Here is a 20,401-nt window from a genome sequence, read left to right as displayed (position 1 = left end):
AGGGCGGCTGCTTCAGCGTCGGCGAGGAGAGATGCGCAGGTGAAACAGGCACAACACGTCGAAACCGCCGAATTGGCGGACTCGGCGGTCGCGGTTGTCACAGCAGAAGAGGTGCTCACCAGACCCGCGCGCCCACGCCTGCTCCCCCGGTCGGTCCGCGATGGTCGCATCCGGTTCGTCGGCGCCGATCTACTCGTGGGGGTGGGCTATCTGGCGCTCGCGGCCACCGTGCTGTCGGGTCAGTGGCGCAACACCGACAGCGGGTACCTGATCAAAAGCGGTCAGGACCAGACGATGTGGGAATGGTTCTTCGCGGTCACCGCGCACGCGGTAGCCAACTTGCAGAATCCGCTCGGCACCGACCTGCAGAACTTCCCGGCCGGAGTGAACATGATGGCCAATACGGCCATGTTCGGCGTCGGTGTGCCGCTCACACCGGTCACCCTGCTCTTCGGGCCCACCGTCACGTTCGTGCTCGTGCTCACCGCCGGCCTGGCCGGGACGGCATTCGCCTGGTACCGGCTGTTCTGCCGGGAACTCGTCGACGCGCGGGTCGCGGCGGTGATCGGCGGCCTGTTCTGCGGCTTCGCCCCCGGGATGATCTCGCACGCGAACGCGCACCCGAACTTCGTCGTCCTGCTACTGCTTCCGGTCATCGCGGGACGGGTGATCCGGATGGCGCGGCAGGCAGGCGGAATCGGACCGGATCGGCCGCGCGGGCGGGTTCGTGACGCGGTGGCGCTGGGACTGCTGGTCGCGCTGCAGATCGCGCTGGGCGAAGAACCGCTGCTGATCTTTGCCCTCGCCTTCGGATTGTTCACCGTCGTCTACTACCTGCACACACCGCGGCAAGCGCTGCGCGTGCTGCGCTCGGGCGCACCCACTCTCGCGCTGGCCGCGGTGATCACGCTGGCGCTCACCGAGATTCCGCTCTGGTGGCAGTTCTTCGGCCCGCAGAGCTACCGCTCGATCGACCATGGTCCGATGGGCAACGACCTCGAGGCGCTGGTGCAGTTCCCGTCCGAATCGCTGGGCGGCGTCTTCGCTCCCGGCGAGAACGTGGCGATCAATCCCACCGAGCAGAACGCGTACTTCGGGTGGCCGCTGCTGCTCTTGGTCGTCATCACGGTGGGCTTGCTGTGGCGTGACCGGGTGGTGCGGGCGGCGAGCGTGGTGATCGCGGTCTTCGGCGTGCTGTCGCTGGGCGGGGTCGTCACCATCGGCAAGCAGCCCACCGGCATCGATCTGCCGTGGCGATGGGCCGAACAGGTGCCGTTGCTGAACACGGTGCTGGAGAGCAGGCTGAGCATGGCCGCGATCCCGGCGATCGCGGTGGTGCTCGCGCTGGCCACCGAGCGCGCGGTGACGACCTGGCGGCAGTCGGAGGCGGACCGGCAGCCGCTGGCCTGGTTCGCCGCGGTCACCTGCGCGCTGCTGCCGCTGACTCCGACCGTCCTCCCGGTGATCGATCGGGCACCGACACCGGATTTCTTCGCCGACGGCACGGTCCGGCGCTACGTCTGGGGCGGCTCGGTCGTCATGGTGCCGCCCCCGCGACCGCCGGACGCGCGGGCGCTGCGCTGGCAGGCCGACGCCGATTTCACCTTCCCGCTGGCCGGCGGCTACTTCGTCGGCCCGACCGGCACCACCAAGAAAGGGATCTACGGCCCGGAGACCCGGCCGACCACCGCGCTGCTGGTGCAAGCGCAGGACACCGGGGCAGTGCCGCGGATCGACGCGGACACCCGCACCCGCGCGCTGACCGACCTGCGGTTCTGGCAGGCCGACGTCCTCGTACTGCCGCCGACCAAGAACGGCGACGTGCTCCGTGAAACCGTCACCCAACTGTTCGGATTCGCACCGACCCGGGTCGACGACGTCTGGCTGTGGGACGTTCACATGCTGCGGTAGTCCGGGTCACACGGGACGGTAGCTAGCATCAACCACCGTGCGACCGGACCGAGCTTCTCGAGCGTTCACCCGTAGCCGACTGATCGCCCTCGTCTCAGGGCTCCTCGGCTTCCTCTTGGCGTTGCTGACCCCGTTGCTGCCCGTGCGGCAGGATCGGGCGAGCCTGGACTGGCCCCAGTCCGGCAGTACGAGCGTCACGGCGCCGCTGGTCTCCTACGAGCCCCTGCGGTTCGACGCGACGCTGCCCTGCTCACTCACCGGATCGGTCGCCGCGGGCACCGTGCTGTCCACCGTTCCGGCGGCGTCCGGCCAGGCGGCGACCAAGGGCTTGGTCGTCTCGGTGGCCGACGGCGTGCTCTCGGTGGTGCTGCGGGACGTTCCGCTGCTGTCGGCGCCGCTGTCCGAGATCGGGTCGTGCACGGCGCTCACCGTCGAGTCCACCGCTGCCGCCACGACCGCGGAGCTCACCGGAGTGTCCAGGCAGGACGGCACGCCATTCCGGTCAACGGTCGGCCGGGACATCCGGCCGCAACTGGTGGGCGTGTTCACCGATCTGGACGCCGGTCGCCTCGACCGCGCGCGAGTGCACGCGGACATCGACTCGCGATTCTCCTCGACTCCGTCACCGCTGAAGCTGGCCGCGATGATCGCCGCCGCCGTATTCACCCTGATCGCACTGGTCGCACTGCATCTGCTGGACACCAGCGACGGCCGCAGGCCGCGGCGGTTCCTGCCCGCGCACTGGTGGCGGGTCACGCCCGCGGACGGTGTGGTGCTGGGCACGCTGGCGCTGTGGCACGTCATCGGGGCCAACACCTCCGACGACGGTTACATCCTGAACATGGCGCGCGCGTCCGAGCACGCGGGCTACATGGCGAACTATTACCGGTGGTTCGCGGTGCCCGAAGCCCCGTTCGGCTGGTCCTACGAGGTGCTGGCGTGGATGGCCGGGATCTCCGACGCCAGCCTGTGGATGCGCCTGCCCACCTTGGCGGCCGGAATCGTCTGCTGGCTGGTGATCAGCCGGGAAGTGCTGCCGCGTCTCGGCGCGCGGGTGCGGCGCGACAAGGTGGCGCTGTGGACGGCGGGCTTGGTGTTCCTCGCGTTCTGGTTGCCCTACGACAACGGTCTGCGTCCCGAGCCGCTGATCGCGGCGGGCGCGCTGCTCACGTGGTGCTCGATCGAACGCGCCATCGCGACCGGGCGATTGCTGCCCGCCGCGGTGGCCGTCCTGATCGCCGCGTTCTCGCTCGCGGCCGGCCCGACCGGCCTGATCTGCATCGCTGCGCTGATCGCCGGCTCCCGTCCGGTGCTGCTGATCCTGATCAAGCGTGCGCGCGGGGCGGTCCCGACCCGGACCGGACCGGACGCGGATGCGGCCGCCGCTGGTTCCGCGGACGCCGCGGCCGCGGTGAACGCCCCCGCGGACGTGCGAAAGCCATCCAGGGCGGGCACGGTGTTCCGGTTCGCGGCGCTGCTCGCGCCCGGCCTGGCCGCGGGCACGCTGGTGCTGGTGGTGATCTTCGCCGACCAGACGCTGGCGACGGTGCTGGAGGCGACCAGGGTGCGCACGATCGTCGGCCCGAACGTGGCGTGGTTCGACGAGCGCACCCGCTGGGACTCACTGCTGATGCTGTCGCCGGACGGTTCACTGGCGCGGCGCTTCGGCGTGCTGGTGATGCTGCTGTGCCTGCTGGTGTGCGTACTGCAGGTGCTGCGCAAAGGACGGATTCCGGGCACCTCGCGCGGCCCGTCGGTACGCATTCTCGGCATCGTGTTCGCGTCGCTGTTCCTGATGATGTTCACCCCCACCAAGTGGACGCATCACTTCGGCGTGTACGCCGGACTGGCCGGGTCGCTGGCCGCGCTCGCGGCGGTCGCGGTGGGCACCACCGGCATTCGCTCGCCGCGCAACCGCTCGCTGTTCGCCGCCGCGGTGCTGTTCCTGCTCGCGGTGACCTTCACCGGGTCGAACGGGTGGTGGTACGTGTCCAGCTACGGCGTTCCGTGGTGGGACAAGGCTCCGCTGATCGCGGGTAAGGGACTGTCCACGCTGTTCCTGGGGCTCAGCGGCGTCGCGTTGCTGGTAGCGATCTGGCAGCACTATCGCGAGCCGTATCGGCGGGGGACCACTACGGCGCCACGGCGTTTCGATCGGTGGGCCTCGGCCCCGCTGACCATCGCCGCCGCCCTGCTCGTGATCTTCGAGGTCGCCTCGCTGGCCAAGGCCGCGGCCGGCCAGTATCCCGCGTACTCGATCACCAAGTCGAATGTGGAAACACTGCAAGGCGATTCGTGCGCGCTGGCCAACGAGGTCTTGGTGGAGACCGACACCGCGGACTCGCTGTTGCAGCCCTACACCGGCGCACCCGCGGACGGATTGGCCGCGCAGAACCAAGGTTTCACGCCGAACGGGGTCGCCCGCGACCTCACCGCCGACGCCGAGGAGACGGTCAGCGGCGGCGCGAATTCGTTGGAGAAGGACTCCGAGAACAAGACCACCAAGACCACCGGCGCGGGTACGGGTGGCGGCACCACCGAGCAGGCGGGCGTCAACGGCAGCACCGTCGCGCTGCCATTCGGTCTCGACCCGGCCGAAACCCCGGTGCTGGGCAGCTACCAGGAGGGTGAGCAGCAGCAGGCGAAGCTGACCACGCAGTGGTACCGGCTCGACCTGACCGACAGCATGCGCCACGACCCCGCCTACCAGGTGCTCGCGATCACCGCGGCGGGCCGCATCCGGTCGATCGACGCCGATGGTGTGCTCACCTACGGTCAAGAACTGCATCTGGAATACGGCGTCCGCGACCAGAACGGAGACGTGCGCACACTCGGCTCCATCGACCCGCTCGACATCGGACCCGCGCCGTCCTGGCGCAATTTGCGCGTGCCGCTGGACCAACTGCCCGTCGAGGTGAACGCGGTGCGACTGGTCGCGATCGACAACGACATCACGCCCAAGCAGTGGCTGGCCGTCACCCCACCCCGGCTGCCCAAACTGGCCACGCTGAATTCGGTCGTCGGATCGCAGGATCCGGTGCTGCTCGACTGGCACGTCGGCCTGGCCTTCCCATGCCAGCGGCCGTTCGACCACAAGGACGGCGTCGCCGAGATCCCGAACTGGCGCATCCTGCCCGACCGCGTCGGCTCCGACGCCTCCAACGCCTGGCAGGACGACATCGGCGGCGGCCCCCTCGGCTGGACCGGCCTGCTGCTGAAGTCGCAAACCATCCCCAGCTACCTCCACCGCGACTGGGCCCGCGACTGGGGTTCCCTCGAGAAGTTCACCCCCTACGCCCCAACCCCCGCCACCATCGACATCACCCTGCAAACCCGCACCGGCCTCTCCACCGACGACCCGATCCGAATCCGCTGACGCTTGTCCGCGAGTGGCACATGGTGGAGAGGTCATCTCGGACTTCGCCGCAGCCATGTGCCACTCGCCGGATCGGTCTGGTTAGGGGACCAGCACCAGGCGGCCGCGTATGCCGCCGGCTGCCAGGCGTTTGTGGGCGGTGTCGACCGATGTGAGCGGCAAGGTTTCGGCCACTCGTAGGGTGAGTCGGCCGGCGTCTACCTGCGCGATGAGTTCGTCCAGTTGTCGGCGGTCGGCTCGCACGAGGATCGTCCGGACATCGATGCCACGCAAGGGGGCAGGGGTGGCTGGGATGAGCACCGAAACGAACCGGCCGCCGCCCCGGACCGCCGCGAGTGCCGTCGGGCCGAGCGTGGCCGCGTCCAGCGCGGCGTCGACGCCACCGGGGATCAGGGCACGCACGGCATCGGGGAGCGACGCCTGGCGCGGCACGAAATCGGTGGCGCCGAGGGCACGGACCGCTTCCTCGTCGGCGGGCGAGGCGGAGGCGATCACCCGGACACCTTGTGCCGCCGCGAGTTCGACGGCGAATCCGCCGACCGCACCCGCCGCACCGGTGACCAGCAGCGTGTCGGTGGACGCCAAGTCCAGCGCGATGAGTGCCTGCACCGCGGTGAGGCCGTTGAGCGGAATGGTCGCCGCCTGCACCGGCGGCACGGAAACCGGTGCGGGCGCTATATTTCCGGTCTCCAGCACCACATAGTCCGCTTGCGCGGCGAGTGATACGTCGAGCCGGTCACTGATACCGACCACCGCCTGCCCCACCGTGAATCCGGTGACGCCCGCGCCCACCGCGTCCACGGTGCCCGCGACATCCCAACCTATGCCCCACTGGTCCCGGTGCGCGGCGAACGGGGTGCCGCCCACGCCCGCCCGCACCATCAGATCCACCGGGTTGACCGTCGCCGCCGCGACCGCGATACGGACTGTGCCCGGACCCGGCTGCGGGGTCGGCGCCTCGACGATCTCCACCACGCCGTCCGGTCCCGGATTACGGACTACTACTGCACGCATGACGTTCCTTCCTCTCGGATGCCAGACCAACCTAAGAGGAGCTACTATCCGATGGATAGTAGTTACCTGAGAGTGCGTTAGGGGTATGGAGGTACTTCGATGGCGACGATGACCGCGGCGCAGCGCCGCGACCTGGCCAAACAGCACTACGACGCGTACATCGCCGAGTGCCCTACCCGGCAGCTGCTGGACCGGATCAGCGACAAATGGGTCAGCCTGGTGCTGGCCGCGCTCGCCGACGGCCCGCGGCGCTACGCCGAACTGAACCGGGTCATCGCGGGCGTGAGCCCGAAGATGCTCACACAGACGCTGCGCGGCCTGGAACGTGACGGCTTGGTGGAGCGGCGGGTTACCGCCGAGGTCCCGGTCCGCGTCGACTACGAACTCACCCCGCTCGGGCACAGCCTGCAGCCGGTCATGAGCGCCGTCAAAGCCTGGGCGGAGACGCGGATGGATGACGTGCTCGCCGCGCGGGCGCGCTACGACAGCAGCGTGGACAAAACCGGTTGTACGGTCTGAAAAATGTGCTCCCACCTGTGGCGATGCATCGCAGGACGAATCGCGCTCCTGGCCTTAATCTGAGATCCATGACAACGGCATTCGATGATATGGATCTGCGCGATCTTGTCGGACTGCTCAGCGAAGAGGAACAACGGGAGCTGCGGCCTGCGGTGCTGCGCGTGCTCAACCGCCTCCCCTCGCAAGAGGTGCTCCGGCGCGAGCTCGGTCTTCGCCTGAAGGTCTGAGCGCCCCGGTATCGCACCGGAAACAAACGGCAGGGCCGCCGCGCAGGATTTGTTGCCTGCGCGGCGGCCCTGTGTCCGGGATGGCCCTGGCTGGGGTCAGAACACCCGCAGCTGGCCCGGCGACCACAGGCCCGACCTGGTCGCCGTACCGGTGTCCAGCTTGGCCGGGACCGCATTGCGGTCGTACCGGTCGTAGCGCTCCAGCGAACCCCAGTCGCGCGCCCAGTCGTTCTTCAGGTAGCTGGGCACGGTCACCGACTTCGCCAGCATCTGCGCGAAGCCGAGCGGACCGCCGAATTCCTCGGCCTGCCAGGTGTTGGTGGAGCTGATGGCCAGCGGGCGGTCGGGGAGGATGCGGTAACCGGGCACCTCCGCCACGCCGTTCTCATGGTCGAACGGCCGCTGGCACGGGAATTGCAGGCCCACCGCCCAGTCCAGCAGGATCGGCTGCTGAGAACCGAGCAGGCTGTTGAGCGATTGCAGCTTCGGCATCCGCGGCGGGGTGAACGCCAGCCACTGGTCACCGATCAGGATCGGATCGTTGGCGACGATGCGCACCGCGTCGGCATCGGGCGCGATCTCATCCAGCGGCACGCGCAGGTTGCGCCAAGACGGGAACGGACCGATATCGCGCGGCAGGTAGGTGCCGAGCCTCTCCACGCTGCCGTCGGGCAGTCGCTTGCCGTAGTCGACGGTGAGCGACTGGCCGTACTTCATCGCGCCGGTGTCGTCGAAGGAGAGGATCCGGCCCGCGGCCGAGATGACGACCAGCGGCGTGTCCGCCGACCGGGCGGGCAACTGGTACCAGCTCGAGGTGACGCTCGCGGGCTGCTGCACACCGTTCTGGTAGCTGCCGAGGATCGGCGTGGTCGCCGGGTCCAAACCGAACGGCAGGGCGACGGTGCTGCCGTTGACGCCGCGCGCGCCTTGGCCGCCGCCGGTACCCGCGCTCTGGCCCTCGGCGAACGCCGCACCGACCGACTGGGTGGAGGTGTTGCCCGTACCCGGCTTCACCTCGACGCTGTCGGCGGACAGGTCGTTGGGCACGCCGTTCGGGTCGAAACCGACCGGGTCGACGCCGGCCAGCGGATCGGCCGGATCGGTCGGCGGATGCGCCGGATCGATGATCGGCTCCAGCCTGCCGCCGTTCGGGTCCGGTTCCACCAGCACGTCGTTGGCCAGACCGCAGGTGCTGCCGCCGAGCGCGTCGATGTTCGAGCGGGCCAGCGAGTACGCCGGGTACTGCGACACCGCGCCCTTGACCAGCGACAGCACTTCCAGCGCCACCATCGCCGCGGCGACCACGGTCAGCGGGATCGCGGCGAACCGGCGAATCCGCCTGCCCCGGGCCGTCTTCGCCGACGGCTGCGGCTTGGTGTAGTCCTCGCGCAGCGTGTACCAGCCGACCAGCGCGAGCGCCAGGCCGAACAGCATCAGCATCAGGGTGTTCGACTGGTAGCCGTGCAGCGAGATGCGCTTGTCGAACCACGGCACGCCGAAGCTGGACACGTACCAGTAGCCGTTGATGCCGGAGAAGGCGACCGCGAGCACGAACAGCAACCCGGCCAGGAAGATCGCCCGGTTCTTGCGCGCCCGCAGCGCGCTCGCCGAGACCGCGACCGCGGTGACCGCCGCCAGCGAGCCCGCGATACCCGCGTACGCGCCGAAGTGGTGGGTCCACTTGGTCGGGTTGAACATCATGAAGAAGATCGTTCCGAAGACCACGCCCATCAGCCGCCACGTCGGTCCGCTCGCGATGCCGGGCACCTGCCTGCGCCGCAACAGCACCAGCATGGTGGTGAACAGGCACAGCAGCATCACCAGGAAGGCGAAGCGGCGCGACAGCGAGCCGTCGACGGTCTCCACGAACAGGTAGTAGTAGCGCAGGTAGTCCTCGTACCAGGCCAGGTTCGGCCCGGTCACCTGACGCACCCGGTTGGCCTCCTGGATACCGGCGAAGGTCTGGTCGCTGTAGACCACCGTCAGCACGAGGAAACCGGCCGCGGCGATCGGCGCGAGCAGCGGCAGCGTGGAGCCCCACCGACCGACGCCCTCGGCGGCGAACCGCCGGTGCTTGCGCACCACGATGCGCACCAGCGGCCGGATGCCCGCGAGCAGCGCCGCCACGCACATCAGACCCGTCGGCGCGGCGGCCAGGGTGAATGCCGCCACCAGCACCGCGACCGCGGCGGGCAGCAGGCGACCGGTCGCGATGGCCCGCTCGATCGACACCCAGGTCAGTAGCGCGCCGAGCGCGACGATCGGCTCCGAGCGCAGACCGTTGTCGAACGGCAGCCAGAACGCCAGGAACACCAAGCCACCGGTCCACAGCGCCACCTTGCTGGTGCGCACGCCCCGGCCCAGCCGCGGCACGACCTCGCGGCTGATCACCAGCCAGCACAGAATCGCGCAGGCCAGCGCGGGCAGTCGCACCCACGGGCTGGCCGTGGAGATCTCCGAGAAGACCTGGATCACGTAGTAGTACCAGCCGAACGGCGCCTCCGGCACGCCGTACCAGCGGAAGTAGTTGGCCATATAGCCCGCGTGCGGAGCGACCCGCACCATGCTGAGGATGTAGCCGTCGTCGGAGGTGTTCGCACCCGCGAAGTGCCAGAGCAGCAGCGTGCCGACCACCGCGCCGTCCGCCCAGGTCGGCTTCAGCCAGTTCGCCGGCAGGAACCGGCGGTGCCCGCGCCCATCACTGCTGTCGAGCCGGGCCAGCGCCGCCAGCGCCACCAGCGTGCACAGCACCGCCGCAAGCATCGCGATCAGCTTGATCGCGGTGGGGCTGGAGGAGAACCGGGTGTCCACGGTCATGTGGAACGCCAGCCCGGCGGGCGCCGCGCCCTTCAGGTCGGAGAACACCCCGACCACCTGCGGTCGCAGGTCGCCGCTCAGCTGGCCCTCCACCGGCACCGTCACCGTCTCGGGCGCCGCACCCTCGACCGGCCGCTCGACCTGCTTGGTGAGCCCGGTGAACACCGCGTGCGTGCGATCGGCGTCCGAGCTGATGCTCAACGACGTGCACTCGCCCATCCGCGCGCGATCGGCCGACACCACGACCGCGTTCCGGTCGATCACGTCCACCGAGCTCTCCGAGACCCGCACGAACATGGCCTCCAGCGCGGCGCGGTCACCCTGCGGCGGCGCGGTGGCCAGCAACATGCCGCCCCGCTCGGGCAACTGGGCGATCGTGTCGCACGGAATCGTCGCCGTCAGCTCGATCGGGACCTGCGACATCAGCGGCGCCTGCACGTTGCCGAGCGTTCCGCTCTGCGGCCAGTTCAGCACCGCGGTCGTCTGCGTGACCGGCAAGAAAGGCGTCGCCAGCGCGCACAGCGCGCCGAGCAATCCGGCGACCAGCGCGATCAGGCGCGCGGTCCGGAAATCGTTCGATTTCACCGCCGGGGTGGCGGGAGGCTTCGTTAGAACAGCGGTAGCGGCGTCGGGCACGGTTCGCAATGCTATCTGGCTCCTCCGCCTCTCCGGGTCTTTAGGGCATACCAGTCAGATGGCGTGTGATCAGCGCTTTGGATTTGACCCAGCCAATTGATTTCGTAAGAACATGGGTAACTCGCCGGGAACCCCCAGAACTCGAGCGGCACCCAGCGCAGGACCTGAACGCAAATCCCGCGTCACCCGACTTGTACGGCCTGAAGACCCGGAGAGGCGGCATGGAAAGGTGGGGGTATGACCAAGGTGAATCTCTCGACGAACTACGGGCCCATCGTCCTCGAACTGGATGATCAGAAGGCGCCGAACACGGTGCGCAATTTCGTGGACTACGTGAACTCCGGCCACTACAACGGCACGATCTTCCACCGCGTCATCCCCGGCTTCATGATCCAGGGCGGCGGCTTCGAGCCCGGCCTGCGCCAGAAGGGCACCAAGGCCCCGATTCAGAACGAGGCGAACAACGGCCTGAAGAACACCAAGTACACCGTCGCGATGGCGCGCACCAACGACCCGCACTCGGCCACCGCGCAGTTCTTCATCAATGTCTCCGACAACGACTTCCTCAACCACTCCGCCCCCACCCCGTCCGGCTGGGGCTACGCCGTCTTCGGCGCGGTGACCGAAGGCACCGATGTGGTCGACAAGATCGCGGGCGTCCGGACCTCCTCCGCGGGCATGCACCAGGATGTGCCGGTCGACGACGTCGTCATCGAATCCGCCAGCGTCAGCTGACCTTTCGGCACGCCGAACGTGAACCGGGCCGCACCCCTTAGGGTGCGGCCCGATCGTGTTCCGGTGTCGCTACAGCGGCAGCAAATGGTGCTTGCGCGGGTTGCGGGCAACCGCCTTGTCCCGCAACAGCTGTAGCGCGCGGCGCAGCTCCAGCCGGGTGCTCGACGGCTCGATGACAGCGTCGATGTACCCGCGCTCGGCGGCCACCCACGGCGTCGCCACCGTGGCGTTGTAGTAGTCGATCATCTGCTGGCGGATCGCCGCCCGCTGCTCCTCCGGCGCGGCTTCGATCTGCTTGCCGCCGATCAGGCTGACCGCGCTCTCGGCGCCCATCACCGCGATGCGCGCGGTGGGCCAAGCCAGGTTCACGTCGGCGCCGAGCTGCTTGGATCCCATCACGGCGTAGCCGCCGCCGTAGGATTTGCGGATCACCACGGTCACCTTCGGCACGCTGGCCTCGACGTAGGAGAACAAGAACCGCCCGCCGCGCTTGATGACGCCGATCTTCTCCTGCTCCACTCCCGGCAGGAACCCGGGCGTGTCGACCACGAAAACCAGCGGGAGTTCGAACGCGTCGCACAGCCGGACGAAATGCGCCGCCTTGTCCGACGCCCGCGCGTCCAACGCGCCCGCGTACACCATCGGCTGATTGGCGACCACGCCCACGCTGCGCCCGTCGACGCGGGCGAAACCGGTGATGATGTTGCGGCCCGCGGACGCGCCGACCTCGTGGAAAGCGCCGTCGTCGAAGATCCGCAGCAGGATCTCGTGCATGTCGTACCCGGCGTTGTCGGAGTCCGGGACGATCGCGTTCAGCTCCAGGTCACTGTCGGTGATCTGCGACTCCAAGCCGGGATTCACGATCGGCGCCAGTTCCTGGCAGCTGGTCGGCAGAAAACTCAGGTAATCGCGCACCCACTCGAACGCGGCCACCTCGTCCTTGGCGACGTGGTGGATATTGCCGTACTCGGCCTGGCTGCGCGCGCCGCCGAGTTCCTCCAGGCTCACATCCTCGCCGGTGACCTCGCGGATCACCTTCGGACCGGTGACGAACATGTACGCCTCGTCGGTCGCCACCACCACGTCGGTGTTGATCGGGGCGTACACGGCGCCGCCCGCGCACTTGCCGAGGATTATCGAGACCTGCGGCACCAGACCCGACAGCGGCTCCTGGCGCCGCCCCAGCTCCGCGTACCACGCCAGCGAGGTCACCGCCTCCTGCACGCGCGCCCCGCCGGAGTCGTTGATACCGACCACCGGGCAGCCGACCTTGGCCGCGTACTCCAGGAGCCCGGCCACCTTGCGGCCGAACATCTCGCCCACCGAACCGCCGTAGACGGTCTGGTCGTGCGAGAACACTGCGACCGGCCTGCCTTCGACCAAACCGTGCCCGGTGACGACGCCGTCGCCGTACAGCGCGGCGGGGTCACCCGGTTTGCGCACCAGCGCACCGATTTCGACGAAAGTTCCCGGATCGAGCAGCATGTTGATCCGGTCGCGGGCGCTGGGGATCCCTTTCTTCGCCCGCTTGGCCACCCCCGCTTCACCCGCCGGCTCCTGCGCTAATTCCAATCGCTTGCGCAGGTCGGCGAGTTTTTCGGCAGTAGTGCTCACTTGGCCCCTTTCGCCTCGATCGCGGCGAGCTTCGCGGTCAGGTCGGCTCCGATCTTCCCGATCCGCGGTTCATCGATGATCTGCAGGTGATCGCCCGGAATGTGGACGATCTCCAAATTCGGGATGTACTCGTCCCATCCGCCGTTCGGCAGGCGATCGGCGTAGCGCGGCTCCAGCTCGATCGCCCCGTCGTGGTAGCGATCGGCGAGGTAGAGCACCACGTCGCCGTCGTACCGGGCCGGCCGGACCTGTTGCAATGCCCGGTTCTCGATCCACGAGGTGCGCTGATGCTCCAGCACGCCGCCAGGAATCTTGGCGCCGGTCATCTTGACGAGATCGGTGATCATCTTGATCTGCTCTTCGTCCGACGCTGCGGCCAGCTCCTGCAACTGCTCGGGCGGGAGTTCGCCTTGCACGTTGTAGGTCTTCTTCGCGAATGCCTGGTACCGCTCGATGCGGCGGATCCGCTCCTCGGGACTGTTGTCCTCGGGCTCGCTCGGGATGGCGAGGTCGATCAAGCCGACCACGCGGACGTCCGCGCCTTCCGCGCGCAGGATCTGCGCCGACGCCATGGCCAACACGGCGCCCAGCGACCAGCCGTAGAGCACGAATGGTCCGTCGCCCTGCAACTTGCGCAGTTCCGGCACGTACTGGCGGGCCCGCTCCTCGATGGCGCCGTCGACCCGCTCGAATCCGTACATCGGCGTATCGGCGGGCAGCCGCTTCAGCAGCGGCTCGTACACCAGCGTGTTGCCGCCCGCGGGATGGAACACGAAGACCGGCACGGCGTTCGAGCCCTCCGGCCGCGCACGCAGCGGACGAACGAAACCGTCCACGTCCGCCCCGCTGTCCTGCAGGTTGCGGACGATGTCGGCGAGCTGCTCGATGGTCTCGCAGTCGAGCACGTCATCGACGGTGACCTCGGCCTTGACCCGCTCGGTCAGGCGCGCGGCCAGCTTCTCGGCGGTGTCCTCGTCGAGGATCGGCAGGGTGTTGAAGATGCCTCCGGCCGACTTACCGGTGACCACCGCCCAGGTGGCGTAGGTCAGGCGTTCCGCGGCGTCGCGCGGCGGAACGTCATCCTCGTCGGCGGGCTGCTGGGCGCCGCCGAACACCGCGGCCGGTGTGGCCGGGGCCGCCTCGACCGGCGCGGGCTCGGCAACCGGTTGCGCGGCGGGAGCCGAGTCAGCTTCGGAAGACGTTTCCGATGTCGCGGTGTCCGCGGCGAGAGCCGAATCTGTCTCGGGTACAGCGGTTTCCGGCGTGGCCTTGCCGGGCGTACCCGTCTCCGGCGACGTGGTCGCAGCGCCCGCCACCGCGGCGAGGGGGTCGGCGCCGGTCGCCAGCGCCTGCCTGGCCGCGGCCATGAAGTCGGCGTCGACGGCCAGCTCGCCCGATCCGCCCGCGGCCTTCTCGGCGGCCTGCTGATCGGCCATCGCCTGCACCTCGTCGCGGTGCTCGATGGCGTAGCGCAGCACCTTGCCGACCTCGTGCAGACTCGCGTCGCGCACGGCTTGCACCTGCAACTGCGGGATGTCGAACTCGTACTCGACCCGGTTCTTGATGCGCATGGCCATCAGCGAATCCAGGCCGAGTTCCATCAGCGGGATCTCCATCGGCAGGTCCTCGACCGCATAGCCCATGGATTCCGCGACGATCACCGCGAGCCGCTCCTCGACGGTCTGCGTGCCGTTCGGATCCCATCGCTCGCCGAAGGTCTCCACGATCTCGATGTCGGCGTCGCTCTGCGTCACCGCGGCCGGGACCGGCTCGGCCACGACGGCTTCGGGCAGCGGTGCGCCGGAGGTCACCACGGCATCGAAGACCAGCTGGAAGCTATTGCCCTGCTTGGCGTGCACCTGCACCGAGGCGCCGCCGGGGTGCGGAGTGAGCGTGGTGGTGAGTGTGCCCGCGGCCGGGATCGGCGCGTGCGGGATCGACGCGCCCAACGACACGTCGCTGAGCACCTGCGCCGCGGCGGCATGCACCAGCGCGGCCAGATCGGTCACCGAGTCCGCCTGTACCTCCCAGACGTGCCTGCCGTCCGGCAGGGCGACGTGCGCACCGGGAATCCGGCCGTTGCCGCCCGCGGACATCCTGGCCTTCGGCCAGTATTCCTTGCGCAGGAACGTGGTTCGCGGAATCTCGGCGTAGTCGCCGACGCTCAGCAGCGAGGGCAGATCCACCTTGTGCCCGTGCACGTAGAGCTGGGCGAGCGCCGCGATCACGCCGGCGGACTCGTCCTCCTTGCGCTTGAGCGTCGGGATGAGCTGCGCGTCGTGCACGCCCGCGGCGAAGGTGGTGCCCAGTACCTGCATCAGCGCGACGGAATTCGGCGCCAGCTCCAGGAACGTGGTGTGCCCCGCGTCCACCGCGAGCTTCACCGCGTTGGTGAAGTACACGCTGTGGCGCATGTTCTTGACCCAGTAGGCCTCGTCGTGGATCGGGTCGTGGCCGGGGCGGAAGAACTCTTCCTTGTGCACGGTGGAGTACAGGCCGGTCTTCAGCTTGGTCGGCTCGATGCCGGCCAGTTCCGCGGCCAGCTCGCCGAGCAGCGGATCCATCTGCGAGGTGTGGCCCGCGCCGCGGGTCTGCAGCACGCGGGCGAACTTGCCCGCCGCCTCCACCTGCGCGACGATCGCCGCGACCTGCTCCTGCGGGCCGCCGATCACCGTGTTGGTCGGCGCCGCGTAGACGGCGACCTCGACATCCGGGTATTCCGGCAGCAGATTCGCGACGTCCTCGGCGCTGTATTCGATCAGCGCCATGTTGCGCACGTCATCGTCGCTGATCATCTGCTCGCCCTCGCCCATCAGGCGGGAGCGGGCGCAGATCACACGGACGGCGTCTTCGATGTTCAGGCCACCGGCGATGTACGCGCCCGCGACCTCGCCCATGGAATGGCCCACCACCGCCGCGGGTTCCGCGCCGTGCGCACGCAGCAGCGCGGCCAGGCCCACCTGAATGGTGAAGATGCCGACCTGCGAGGTGCCCACGTCGTAGTCCTGGCTGTCGTCCAGGAACATCTCGCGCACCGAGTATCCGGCCTCGTCCTGCACCAGCTCGTCGACCTCGTCGACGGCCTTGGCGAAGATCGAGTTCTCCAGGTAGAGCTGCTTGCCCATCTTGCGGTGCTGCGCGCCGAAGCCGGCCAGCACCCACATCGGGCCAACGGCGGCGGGCGCGTCGGCGGTGAACACGCCGGGGCCCGGCTTGCCCGCCGCGATGGCGCGCAGTCCGGCGACCGCCTCTTCGTGCGTCTTGGCGAGCACGACACCGCGCGAACGCCAGTGGCTACGCTTGGCCAGCGACCGCGCCACGTCGGCGAGCGGAGTCCGCGCGCCCGCCTCGGACTCCAGCCAGTTGGCCAGCTCGGCGGCGGCGCGACGGCGGCGCGAGGGCAGGTAGCCCGACACCGGCAGGATCAGCGGCAGCGGCTCGGTGCGTTCGGCGGTCCATTCGGTAACGGGCACGTCGACGTCGGCGACCTCCGCGGCCACGGCGACGGCGGCCACCTCGGCCGCGGCGACGACGGCGCCGGCTTCCGCGACCACGTCGGTGGTCTCGCCGTCCAACGCATCCTCGTCCAACTGCGTCTCGAGCTCGGCGAACGGAGCCTGCGGCCCGGCAGCGGCGGCCGGCACGTACTCCTGGACGACGACGTGCGCGTTGGTGCCACCGAAACCGAACCCGGAGATGCCGATAGTGGCCTTGCCGCTGTACCGCGGGAACTCGGTGGGCTCGTCGACGACCTTCAGGTGCGCCTGGTCGAACGGGATATACGGGTTCGGCCCCGCGTAGTTGACGTTCGGCGGGATGACGTTGTGCTGCAACGCCATGAGCACTTTCGCCAGGCTGGCCGCGCCCGCGCCGGACTCGAGGTGGCCGAAGTTGGTCTTCGCCGAGCCGAGCAGCGCGGGCTTGTCGGCCTCGCGGCCGCGACCGACCACCCGGCCGAGCGCGTCGGCCTCGATCGGGTCGCCGAGCAACGTGCCCGTGCCGTGCGCCTCGATGTAGTCGACCGCGGACGGTGGGATGCCCGCGTCGCGGTAGGCACGGCGCAGCACGTCGGCCTGGGCGTCTGGGTTCGGGGCGACGATGCCGTTGGAGCGGCCGTCGGAGTTGACCGCCGAACCCTTGACCACGCCGAGGATCCGGTCGCCGTCGCGCTCGGCGTCGGCGAGCCGCTTGAGCACCACCAGACCGGCGCCCTCGGACCGCACCATACCGTCGGCGTCGGAGGAGAACGCCTTGATCCTGCCGTTCTTCGCGACCGCGCCGACGGAGTCGAAGCCGAGCGTGGCCATCGGAGCCAGCAGCATGTTCACGCCGCCCGCCAGCGCCAGATCGGCGTCACCGCTGCGCAGCGCCCGCACCGCCTGATGCACGGCGACCAGAGTGGACGAGCACGCGGTGTCGATCGCGACGGAGGGGCCGCGGAAGTCGTAGAAGTAGGAGATGCGGTTCGGGATGATCGACGACGAGCTGCCGGTCAAGCCGTACGCGGCGGCGGAGGCGGGCGTGGATGGATCCTCCGCGCCGAGACCGAGCGCGGCGATCAGCATGAAGTCGCTGGTCGATGTGCCGATGAAGACGCCGACCGACTCGCCCTTGAGGTCGCTGGCCGGAATCCTTGCGTGTTCCAACGCCTCCCAGGTCAACTCCATCATCAAGCGCTGCTGCGGGTCGACCCGCTCCACCTCGATGGGCGACATCGCGAAGAACTCCGCGTCGAAGCTCTTCACCACGTCTTGGTCGAGATAACCACCGAGGGTGTTGCCCTCGGCGATCGCCTTGGCCGCCATGGGGTCGCCGGCGAACTCCTCCCACCTGCCCTCGGGCAGCTCCCGGATGGCGTCGCCGCGTCCGATGAGGAATTCCCAGGTCGACTCGGGCGTGCTGCCCGCGCCGGGCAGGCGGGTCGAGAGACCGACGATGGCGATGTCGTGCGCCTCGCCCGGGGTGTAGCCCGCGGTGTAGAAGGCGTCGTCGGACGATTCCGCCGGTACGTCCGGCTCACCGTTGATGATCCGCTCGGCGAGCGCCGCGATGGTCGGATGCTGGTACACGATGGTCGCGTTCAGCATCACCCCGGTCAGTTCCTCGATGTCACCGCCGAGCGCGATGGCATCGCGCGAGGCGAGCCCGAACTCCTCCATCGGCCGGTCCACGGTGATCTGCTCGATCGGTTGTCCGGTCGCGTCGGAGACCCAGCGCCGCAGCCACTCACGCAGCTCCGCCACCGACATGTCGGTCGGCGCGCCGCCCTTCGCGGACTCGGCCGGGGCCGCCGCGTCGGCGACGGCTTCCGCGGACGTGGTGTCGGTCGTCTGGGTGGGCGTGCCCTCGTTGTCAGCCATCAATTCCTCAAGCTACCTGTCTGCGTACCGGGCGTACCGTGAATTCACGCTCGGCGTGGGAAGGTCGGCGCCGAGCGTCAATGGTCGGTCCGAGGCCGCCCTTGGCAATTACTCTTCCGGTGCATCGGGGAAGGCTTGCTGGGTGTAACCACCCCGCAGTGTTCCCTCCAGATAGGCGGCCCGGCAGGCCCGCCGGGCGATCTTGCCGCTGGACGTGCGCGGAATCGAACCCGCGGGCACCAGCAGCACGTCGCGGACGGTCACGCCGTGGCGCTGGGAGACCGCCGCCCGCACCGCGTCGGCGATCGGCAGCGGATCGGCCTTGCCCGCGCCGGGACCGCGCTCGGCGACGATGACCAACTGCTCGGAGGCGTCGTCGGCGTCGAACTGCAGGCCGGAATGGCTGCCCTGCTCGAACACCTCGGCCGGGAGCTGGTTGGCGGGCACCGAGAACGCGGCGACGAAGCCGGGGCGCAGCGCCGTGCTGGCTTCCTGCGCGGAGTACTCCAGGTCCTGCGGGTAGTGGTTGCGGCCGTCCACGATCACCAGGTCCTTGACGCGGCCGGTGATGTAGAGCTCGCCCTCGAAGTACACGCCGTAGTCGCCGGTGCGCATCCAGTTCGCGTCCGGCTCGGTGCCTTCGGCGTGGCTGCCCTCGGGCAGCCGGTGGGTGACCTTGTTCCGGAACGTCGCCGTGGTCTCGTCCGGGCGACCCCAGTAACCGATGCCCATGTTGTTGCCGTGCAGCCAGATCTCGCCGACCCGGCCGTCGGGCAGCTCGCGGCCGCCGCCGTCGGATTCCACCGAGTCCGGGTCGACGATCGTCGCCCACTGCGAGAGCGCGACGTAGCCGCAGGACACCTGCGCGATCGCGTCCTCGTGGCCGGGGTCGACCCGCACCATGCGACCGGCGTTGAGTTCCTTGCGGTCGACGTAGGTGACCTTGGCCTCGTCCTCGGCCTTGGTGGCGGAGACGAACAGCGTCGCCTCGGCCATGCCGTAGCACGGCTTGATGGCGGTCTTGGGCAGGCCGTAGGGCGCGAACGCCTCGTTGAACTTCTTCATCGACGACGTGGTCACCGGCTCGCTGCCGTTGATCAGGCCGATGACGTTCGACAGGTCCAGCGACTCGCCGTTCTTGGGCAGACCGCGCGCCGCGGCGTGCTCGAAGGCGAAGTTCGGTGCGGCGGCGAAGGTTCCCGCGCCGTCGGAGACCGCGGCAAGTTCCTTGATCCAGCGATAGGGGCGGCGCACGAACGCGCTCGGCGACATGATGGTGATGTACTTGCCGCCCACCGCGGGCAGGATCACCGTCAGCAGGCCCATGTCGTGGAACAGCGGCAGCCAAGTGACGCCGCGCGAGTTCCAGTCCAGCTTGATCGCGTCCACCATCTGCAGCAGGTTGGTGCCGACCGCGCGGTGGGTGATCTCGACACCGGCCGGAACCCGGGTGGAGCCCGAGGTGTACTGCAGGTAGGCGATGTCGTCGATGGCGATGTCCGGACGCACCCAGGTCTCGCCGACGCTGTCCGGGATCGCGTCCACCGCGATGATGCGCGGGCGCTGGGCGGCGGGCAGCGAGCGGAAGAACTGCCGGACCCCGGCCGCGGAGGAGCTCGCGGTCAGGATGGCCGAGGGCTCACAGTCACCGAGCACCGCGTGCAGGCGGTCGGTGTGGCCCGGCTCGTCCGGGTCGAACAGCGGGACCGAGATGGTGCCCGCGTAGATCGCGGCGAAGAAGGAGATCACGTAGTCCAAGCCCTGCGGAGCGAGGATCGCGACCCGGTCGCCCGGGTTGGTCACCTGCTGCAGTCGAGCGGCCACCGCGCGCAGCCGAATACCGAACTCACGCCACGTCAGCTCCTGCGCCTCGCCGTCGCGCTCGCGCGAGTAGTCGATGTAGCGATACGCCAGGGTGTTCGCGTCGTTCCGGGTGTGCTTCTCGACGTGATCAACCAGGGTGTGATCCTCGGGAATTCGGATGTTCCCGGTTTCGTCCAGGTAGTCGTCGAAAGTCTCTTCCATTCCTTCTTCTCCTCCGAGGCACACGCAGCAAGACGGCGAGATCGCCGCTATTACCTGTGAGGCCCCGACTCGCTTTCGCCCGCGGGTGCTCCAAGTGCAGAGCCAGCCTGCAGATTTTGTGCGGTCTGCGCGGTGACCGCTTATCGGCTAGATGTACTCAAACCAGA

At 69.0% G+C, this 20,401-nt stretch carries 10 protein-coding genes; 5 read left to right on the top strand and 5 right to left on the bottom strand.

Features of this window, described 5'->3' with window-relative positions; translation table 11 throughout:
* The first annotated feature begins 39 nt into the window (after nt 1-39).
* Both ACWPXK_RS03385 and ACWPXK_RS03380 read left to right on the top strand, forming a co-directional pair.
* The gene (locus ACWPXK_RS03385) at nt 40-1,911 is read left to right on the top strand and encodes a glycosyl transferase (RefSeq protein WP_454194526.1); all 1,872 of its coding nucleotides are present in this window, start codon (nt 40-42) and stop codon (nt 1,909-1,911) included.
* Nucleotides 1,912-1,948: 37 nt separating this feature from the next.
* Nucleotides 1,949-5,287 carry an arabinosyltransferase domain-containing protein gene (locus ACWPXK_RS03380; RefSeq protein WP_454194525.1) on the top strand — a complete coding sequence of 1,113 codons (3,339 nt, stop codon included), beginning with the start codon at nt 1,949-1,951 and terminating at the stop codon, nt 5,285-5,287.
* Between the two features lie 81 nt (nt 5,288-5,368).
* Here ACWPXK_RS03380 and ACWPXK_RS03375 read toward each other — a convergent pair whose 3' ends face one another.
* Nucleotides 5,369-6,301 carry an NADP-dependent oxidoreductase gene (locus ACWPXK_RS03375; protein ID WP_454194524.1) on the bottom strand — a complete coding sequence of 311 codons (933 nt, stop codon included), beginning with the start codon at nt 6,299-6,301 and terminating at the stop codon, nt 5,369-5,371.
* A gap of 99 nt (nt 6,302-6,400) precedes the next feature.
* Between ACWPXK_RS03375 and ACWPXK_RS03370 the strand changes: the two genes are divergently transcribed.
* Nucleotides 6,401-6,820: a winged helix-turn-helix transcriptional regulator gene (locus ACWPXK_RS03370; protein ID WP_454194523.1), complete on the top strand. Its 420-nt coding sequence runs from the start codon at nt 6,401-6,403 to the stop codon at nt 6,818-6,820.
* Between the two features lie 68 nt (nt 6,821-6,888).
* Nucleotides 6,889-7,047: a hypothetical protein gene (locus ACWPXK_RS03365; protein WP_169333839.1), complete on the top strand. Its 159-nt coding sequence runs from the start codon at nt 6,889-6,891 to the stop codon at nt 7,045-7,047.
* Nucleotides 7,048-7,143: 96 nt separating this feature from the next.
* On the opposite strand, the gene ACWPXK_RS03360 is transcribed toward ACWPXK_RS03365, so the two are convergent.
* Nucleotides 7,144-10,500 carry an arabinosyltransferase domain-containing protein gene (locus tag ACWPXK_RS03360; RefSeq protein ID WP_454194522.1) on the bottom strand — a complete coding sequence of 1,119 codons (3,357 nt, stop codon included), beginning with the start codon at nt 10,498-10,500 and terminating at the stop codon, nt 7,144-7,146.
* Between the two features lie 237 nt (nt 10,501-10,737).
* On the opposite strand from ACWPXK_RS03360, the gene ACWPXK_RS03355 reads away from it, so the two are divergent.
* Nucleotides 10,738-11,235, top strand: a complete 498-nt coding sequence (locus tag ACWPXK_RS03355) for a peptidylprolyl isomerase (protein ID WP_454194521.1) — start codon at nt 10,738-10,740, stop codon at nt 11,233-11,235.
* Nucleotides 11,236-11,304: 69 nt separating this feature from the next.
* Here the strand turns inward: ACWPXK_RS03355 and ACWPXK_RS03350 are convergent, their stop codons facing one another.
* The 3 genes from ACWPXK_RS03350 to fadD32 all read right to left on the bottom strand — a co-directional run bounded on the left by ACWPXK_RS03350 (nt 11,305) and on the right by fadD32 (nt 20,234).
* Nucleotides 11,305-12,849 (bottom strand): acyl-CoA carboxylase subunit beta, encoded by a 1,545-nt coding sequence (locus tag ACWPXK_RS03350; RefSeq protein WP_454194520.1) that lies wholly within the window; start codon nt 12,847-12,849, stop codon nt 11,305-11,307.
* Nucleotides 12,846-18,209 (bottom strand): polyketide synthase Pks13, encoded by a 5,364-nt coding sequence (gene pks13, locus ACWPXK_RS03345; protein WP_454194519.1) that lies wholly within the window; start codon nt 18,207-18,209, stop codon nt 12,846-12,848. Before pks13 ends, ACWPXK_RS03350 begins: the two co-directional genes overlap by 4 nt.
* Nucleotides 18,210-18,317: 108 nt before the next feature.
* A complete protein-coding gene (fadD32, locus tag ACWPXK_RS03340) occupies nt 18,318-20,234 on the bottom strand; it encodes a long-chain-fatty-acid--AMP ligase FadD32 (protein WP_454194518.1) in 1,917 nt (638 codons plus the stop codon).
* Nucleotides 20,235-20,401: the final 167 nt, after the last annotated feature.

The sequence above is a fragment of the Nocardia sp. Marseille-Q1738 genome (genome assembly GCF_965283145.1).
Note: the sequence above shows the minus strand (reverse complement) of the source record. Positions and strands in the feature narration are given on the sequence as shown.